Annotated in this window: 6 protein-coding genes and 1 pseudogene; 4 read left to right on the forward strand and 3 right to left on the reverse strand. The window is 74.4% G+C overall.

The window, feature by feature from the left end; all coding sequences use genetic code 11:
• The first annotated feature begins 13 nt into the window (after positions 1–13).
• The 4 genes from DPQ23_RS13570 to DPQ23_RS13585 are packed head-to-tail and all read left to right on the forward strand — an operon-like array spanning position 14 to position 3,372.
• Entirely contained in the window at positions 14–967 is a 954-nt protein-coding gene (locus tag DPQ23_RS13570) for a HesA/MoeB/ThiF family protein (protein WP_112875330.1), read from the forward strand.
• 11 nt (positions 968–978) lie between these two features.
• On the forward strand, positions 979–1,923 hold the full coding sequence (locus tag DPQ23_RS13575; protein WP_420818592.1) for an ABC transporter substrate-binding protein: 945 nt from the start codon (positions 979–981) through the stop codon (positions 1,921–1,923).
• A gap of 31 nt (positions 1,924–1,954) precedes the next feature.
• Positions 1,955–2,647 (forward strand): ABC transporter ATP-binding protein, encoded by a 693-nt coding sequence (locus DPQ23_RS13580; protein WP_112875337.1) that lies wholly within the window; start codon positions 1,955–1,957, stop codon positions 2,645–2,647.
• Positions 2,644–3,372: an ABC transporter permease gene (locus tag DPQ23_RS13585; RefSeq protein ID WP_112875331.1), complete on the forward strand. Its 729-nt coding sequence runs from the start codon at positions 2,644–2,646 to the stop codon at positions 3,370–3,372. The genes DPQ23_RS13580 and DPQ23_RS13585 overlap by 4 nt, the downstream gene beginning before the upstream one ends.
• A 206-nt stretch (positions 3,373–3,578) precedes the next feature.
• Here DPQ23_RS13585 and DPQ23_RS13590 read toward each other — a convergent pair whose 3' ends face one another.
• The 3 genes and pseudogenes from DPQ23_RS13590 to DPQ23_RS13600 all read right to left on the reverse strand — a co-directional run.
• Entirely contained in the window at positions 3,579–5,021 is a 1,443-nt protein-coding gene (locus DPQ23_RS13590; protein ID WP_112875332.1) for an aldehyde dehydrogenase family protein, read from the reverse strand.
• A gap of 65 nt (positions 5,022–5,086) precedes the next feature.
• The gene (locus tag DPQ23_RS13595; RefSeq protein WP_112875333.1) at positions 5,087–5,827 is read right to left on the reverse strand and encodes a CbiX/SirB N-terminal domain-containing protein; all 741 of its coding nucleotides are present in this window, start codon (positions 5,825–5,827) and stop codon (positions 5,087–5,089) included.
• Positions 5,824–6,054, reverse strand: a pseudogene (locus DPQ23_RS13600) (uroporphyrinogen-III C-methyltransferase); the annotation flags it as partial. The pseudogene DPQ23_RS13600 and the gene DPQ23_RS13595, both read right to left, overlap by 4 nt.

Genomic DNA, 6,054 nt, shown 5'->3' on the forward strand with positions numbered 1-6,054 from the left:
CGGACCCTGCCGCATGAGCCGCCACGCCCGCCAGATCGTTCTGCCGCAGGTCGGCCCCAGCGGCCAGGCCCGGCTGGCGCGCGCTCATGTGCTGGTCGTGGGCGCGGGCGGCCTCGGCTCGCCCGCGCTGATGTATCTGGCGGGCGCGGGGATCGGGGCGCTGACGGTCGTGGACTATGACCGGGTCGAGATCTCCAACCTGCACCGCCAGCCGATCCACGCGGGCCAGGCCGGCCGCTGGAAGGTCGATTCGGCGGCCGCGTTCGTGGCCCGCCTTGACCCCGGGGTGGCGGTGACGGCCCTGCGCGACAGGCTGACCCCCGCGAATGCCGCCCCGCTGGTGGCCGACGCGCAGGTGGTGCTGGACTGCGCCGACAGCTTTGCCGTCAGCTATATCCTGTCGGACGCCTGCATGGCGGCCGGGGTGCCGCTGATCTCGGCCTCGGCGCTGGGGCTGGGGGGGTATGTCGGCGGGTTCTGCGGCGACGCGCCAAGCCTGCGCGCGCTGTTTCCCGACCTGCCCGACCACGCGGCGTCCTGCGCGACCGCGGGTGTTCTGGGGCCGGTCGTGGGGATGCTGGGGGCGATGCAGGCGCAGATGGCGCTGGCCCTGCTGCTGGACATCGCGCCCTCGCCCCTGGGGCGGCTGGCCACGCTGGAGGGCGGGCTGCGCTGGGGCGGGTTCCGCTTTGACGGCGCGCCCGAGCCTGCGGACGGATTCCGCTTCATCGACGCGGGCGCGATCCTGCCGGGCGACTGGGTCGTGGACCTGCGCGACGCGGCCGAGGCGCCGCGGCCGATCACCCCCGACGCGCGCCGCGGCGACCCGGACGCGCCCCCGGCCCCGCCCCCCGGCGCACGCGCGGTCTTTGCCTGCCGGTCGGGCCTGCGGGCCTGGCGCGCCGCCCGCGCGACCGCCGCGCGCCACCCCAATCCCATCGTCCTGATCGCTGCCGGAGACCCGTGATGCCCCCCATGCTGAAATCCCTGTGCGCCGCCCTGGCCGCGCTGGCCCTGACGACCGCGCCGGCGCGCGCCGCCGACAGGGTGACGCTGATGCTGGACTGGTTCGTGAACCCCGACCACGCCCCCATCGTGCTGGCGCAGGACAAGGGCTATTTCGCCGACGCCGGGCTGGAGGTCGAGATCATCGCCCCCGCCGACCCCGCCGATCCGCCCAAGCTGGTCGCCGCCGGGCGTGCCGACCTGGCCGTGACCTATCAGCCCCAGCTGCATTTGCAGGTCCACGAAGGCCTGCCGCTGGTGCGCGTGGGCACGCTGATCGGCACGCCGCTGAACTGCCTGATGGTGCGCGCGGACGGGCCGGTCGCGACCATCGCCGACCTGAAAGGGCGCAAGATCGGGTTTTCCGTGTCGGGGGTGGAACAGGCGATCGTGTCCGCGCTGCTGCGGCCGGCCGGGCTGACGCTGGACGATGTCGAGATGGTCAACGTCAACTGGTCGCTGACGCCCGCGCTGATGACAGGGCAGGTCGATGCCACCATCGGCGCGTTCCGCAACTTCGAGCTGACGCAGATGCGGATCGCCGGGGGCGAGGGCCGCTGCTTCTTCCTCGAGGAGGAGGGGCTGCCCGCCTATGACGAGCTGATCTTCGTGGCCAACCGCGACCGGCTGGACCGCGACCGCGTGGCGCGCTTTCTGGCCGCGATCGAGCGGGCGACGCAGTACATGCTCAACCACCCCGACGAGGCGCGCGCGGTCTTTGCCGCCCATGCCCCCGACCTGTCGGATGCGCTGAACACGCAGGCGTGGACGGACACCTTCGGCCGCTTTGCCGTCTCGCCCGCGGCGCTGGACCACGGGCGCTATGCGCGGTTCGAGGCGTTCCTGAAGGACGAGGGGCTGATCGACGCGGTCCTGCCGGTGGAACGGCTGGCCCTTGATCCGGGCGCGGCCGAGTGATCGCACCACGGCCGCCACGGCCGGCCCCGGCCTGCGCGTGGCGCGCGCCGTGATCCGGGTCGCGGGCGAGGCGCCGGGGCTGTTCGCGCCGCTGGTGCTGGACCTTGCGCCGGGGCTGACCACCTGCCTGCTGGGCGCGTCGGGCGTGGGCAAGTCCACGCTGCTGCGGCTGCTGGCCCGGCTGCCCACGGGCGTCGCGTTCCGCGGCACGGTCGTTACGGCCCCCTGCGCGCTGATGGGGCAGGATGCCGGGCTGTTTCCCTGGCTGACCGTGGCGCAGAACGTGGGGCTGGGGGCGCGACTGCGGGGCGCGCGCCCCGACGGCGCGCAGGTGGCGCGGCTGATTGCGGCGGTCGGGCTGGACGGGCTGGACCGCCGCCTGCCCGCGCAGCTGTCGGGCGGCCAGCGCCAGCGGGCCGCCCTGGCGCGCACCCTGGCCGAGGACCGCCCGCTGGTCCTGCTGGACGAGCCGTTCTCGGCTCTCGACACCCGGCTGCGCCTGCAGATCGGCGACATGGCCGCCCGGCTGCTGTGGGGGCGCACGGTGCTGATCGTGACCCATGACCCGGCCGAGGCCGCGCGCCTGGGCGACCGCATCGCGGTGATGACGCCCGCGGGCCTGTCGGACCACCCCGCCCCGCCAGGCCCCGCGCCCCCGCGCGACCATGACGCCCCGGCCGTGCTGGCCGCGCAGGCCGCCTTGACCGGCCGGCTGCTGGCATGAGGGCGCTGTGGTCCATCCTGCTTGCGCTGGCGCTGTGGCAGGGCGCGGTCACGCTCAGCGGCCTGCCGCCCTTTCTGCTGCCCGGGCCGCTGGCCGTGGCGCGCACCTTGTGGACGGCCCGGGCCGACATCGGCACCGCCGCGCTGTACACCCTGGCCGAGACGCTGGCGGGCCTTGCGCTGGGGGTCGCGCTGGGGATCGCGACGGCGCTGGCGATGGCGGCCTGGCCCCGCGTCGGGCGCGCGCTGGCACCGGTGCTGATCGTCAGCCAGACGATCCCGGTCTTTGCGCTGGCCCCGATCCTGACGCTGTGGCTGGGGTTCGGGCTGGCCCCCAAGGTCGCGATCGTGGTGTTGATCGTCTTCGTGCCCGTGGCGCAGGCGCTCTATGACGGGCTGATGGCGCCGCCCGCGGCGCAGATGGACGTGGCGCTGTCGATGGGGGCGTCGAACGGGGCGATCCTGCGCCACCTGCGGCTGCCCGCCGCGCTGCCGCGGCTGGCCTCGGGGCTGCGGCTGGCGGCGATCTATGCGCCCGTGGGCGCGGTCGTGGGCGAATGGGTCGGCGGCGCGCGCGGGCTGGGGGCGCTGATGATCCAGGCGAACGGCCGGATGAAGACCGACCTGATGTTCGCCGCGCTGATCGTCGTGGTCTGCCTGTCGCTGGCCCTTTATGCCGTGATCGACCGGGCGCTGTCGCGGATGCTGGCGCGGCGCGGCTTTTAGCGGCAGGCGCGGCCCTGGCGATGGCGGCGCAAGGGGCAGCGCCCGACCAGCCGGAAACACCACCAGAGGCACCGACCTGTGCGGCCCGTGGGCGCGGCGGGGACCCAGGACCGGATGGCGATCCGCAACGCTCAGGGACGACGCCGCTCGATCCCTGCGGGACCCATCGCGGATGCGTGACAGAGCAGGAAGGCGATCCGCGCCGCTCAGCCGTGCCAGGCGGCGACGGTCTTCAGCGTCGAGAAGCCGTACAGCGCCTCGAACCCCTTTTCGCGGCCGTGGCCGGACAGGCCGTGGCCGCCGAAGGGCAGTTCGACCCCGCCGCCCGCGCCATAGTTGTTCAGAAACACCTGCCCCGACCGGATGGCGCGGCTGGCGCGCAGGGCGCGCCCCATGTCGGCGGTCCAGACGCCCGCCACCAGGCCGTAATCGGTGCCGTTGGCGATGGCGATGGCCTCGTCCTCGGTGTCGAAGGGGATGACCACCTGCGCGGGGCCGAAGATTTCCTCGCGCGCCAGCACATGATCCGGCGAGACATCGGCAAACAGCGTGGGGGCGACATAGTGGCCGCCTTGGGGCGCGCCCTCGACGATGGTGCCGCGCGCGGCGACCGTCAGCCCCTCGCCCTGCGCCAGATAACGTTCCACCGTGGCCTTCTGCCGGGCCGAGATCAGCGGCCCCAGATCAAGGTCGTCCATCGCGGGACCGACCCGCAGCGCGCGGTAACGATCGGCCATGCGGTCCACGACTTCGGCCATGCGGGACCGTTCGACCAGGATGCGCGCCCCGCAGGAACAGGTCTGGCCCGCGTTCTGGATGCCGGCGCTGACCAGGACCGGCAGCGCGCGGTCCAGGTCGGCGTCGGCATGGACGATCTGCGGCGACTTGCCGCCCAGTTCCAGCGTGACCGGCACGATGTTGCGCGCAGCGGCCGCCTGGATGCTGCGCCCGACGCCGACCGATCCGGTAAAGCTGATGTGGTTGATGCCCGGATGCGCGGCCAGCGCCGCCCCGGCCTCGGACCCCAGGCCGGTGACGATGTTGATGGCGCCCGGCGGGAATCCCGCCTCGTCCGCCAGCCGCGCCAGCGCCAGCGCGGTCAGGCAGGCGTCCTCGGCGGGCTTGATGACGCAGGCGTTGCCCATGGCCAGCGCCGCACCCACGGACCGGCCGAGGATCTGCATCGGATAGTTCCAGGGCACGATATGGGCGGTCACGCCGTGGGGCTCGCGCAGCGTCCAGACGGTATAGCCGGTCTGGTAAGGGATCGTGTCGCCCATCACCTTGTCGGCGGCGCCGCCGTAGAATTCGAAATACCGCGCCATCGCCAGCGCATCGGCGCGGGCCTGCGTCAGCGGCTTGCCGACATCGGCGGCCTCGATCCGGGCCAGAACCTCGGCCCGGTCGCCGATCAGGGCAGACAGGGCCAGCATCAGCCGCCCGCGCTCGGCGGCGGTCAGGTGGCCCCAGTCGCCCCCCAGCGCCGCGCGTGCCGCGGCGACGGCCGCGTCGATCTGGTCCGCCCCGCCACGGGCGATGGCGCCGATGCCGGCGCCCGTGGACGGGTCGATCACCGGCAGGGTGTCATCCAGACGCAGCCACGCGCCCCCGATCAGGATCTCGTCGCCCGGAAACCACAGTGCCGTCATCGCCTGCCTCGCTATCAATGCGGGTGACTGTGGCCCGCCCGGCACGGCAAGGAAACCCCGCCCGGTCAGCCGCGCAGGATGGCGCGAGCGACCAACGCGGCGACGGCCGGGACGCGGCCCAGCGGCGCCGTCAGCGGGCCGGGCGCGCCGGCCTCGCGCCAGCCGGCCGGGATGTCCTCGGTCGTGTGGCCGGCCTCGGTCGCAAAGAACGGCAGGCAGAGGGCGGGCGCCGGGGGGCGCAGTTCGGACAAGAAGGGCGGCTCTTCGATAAAGGCGGTCGTGACGGCGGCAAAGCGATCCGCCGCCGCCAGCACGTCGGCGAATGCGCGCGTGCTGGCCGCCGAGGCGCGCGCCCGCTGCGAGCCGTGGCCCACGACGACCAGCGTGGCGTGCGCGGGTGCGATGCCGGCGGCGGCGGCGGTGTCCAGCGCCAGCGTCAGCCCCAGGGCGGGCAGGTCCGGGTCCAGTCCAAGCGGCGGCAGGACCGCATAGCCCTCGACCCCGGCGGCAGACAGCCGGCGCGGCATTTCCGACCGCACGAACCAGCCGTCGGCCATGAACAGCGGATAGATGCGCCCGATGCCGCGCAAGCGGGTCAGGCTGCGCGGGCAGGCCAGCGTCGCGCCGCGCACGTCCCAGCCGGGCAGATGCGCGGCCACCTGCGCGGCAAAGGCGTCCAGATCGGCCTGCAGCGGGGCCGGATCGCCGGGCTGGCCATGGGCCAGGACGGCGGCGGACCGGGGCCCGGGCGGCGGGGGCTCGTCCCCGCAGCGGCAGCCCGCGCAACGCGGCGGCAGGTCGGTCATGGCCCCACCACGCGCAGTTGCGGCGCCCGCGCGGCTGCGGGCAGGGGCAGGGCGGCGGAGGCGTGCAGGCTGGCGACGCGGCCGATGATGAACAGCACCGGCGCCTCGATCGGGTGGGCGGCGAGGTCGGCGGCGATGCGCGCCAGCGTCGAGGGCAGGCGCACCTCGCGCGGGGTGGTGGCGTGGCCCACGGCCAGCACGGGCAGGTCGATGGGCAGGCCCTGCGC

This window comes from Paracoccus endophyticus (assembly GCF_003286075.1).
GTDB classification, from domain to species: domain Bacteria; phylum Pseudomonadota; class Alphaproteobacteria; order Rhodobacterales; family Rhodobacteraceae; genus Paracoccus; species Paracoccus endophyticus.

Excerpts from the sequence above, each read along its gene's own strand:
- DPQ23_RS13570 (WP_112875330.1), top strand. The coding sequence starts at position 14 with ATGAGCCGCCACGCCCGCCAGATCGTTCTGCCGCAGGTCGGCCCCAGC.
- DPQ23_RS13585 (WP_112875331.1), top strand. The coding sequence starts at position 2,644 with ATGAGGGCGCTGTGGTCCATCCTGCTTGCGCTGGCGCTGTGGCAGGGC.
- DPQ23_RS13590 (WP_112875332.1), bottom strand. The coding sequence starts at position 5,021 with ATGACGGCACTGTGGTTTCCGGGCGACGAGATCCTGATCGGGGGCGCG.
- DPQ23_RS13595 (WP_112875333.1), bottom strand. The coding sequence starts at position 5,827 with ATGACCGACCTGCCGCCGCGTTGCGCGGGCTGCCGCTGCGGGGACGAG.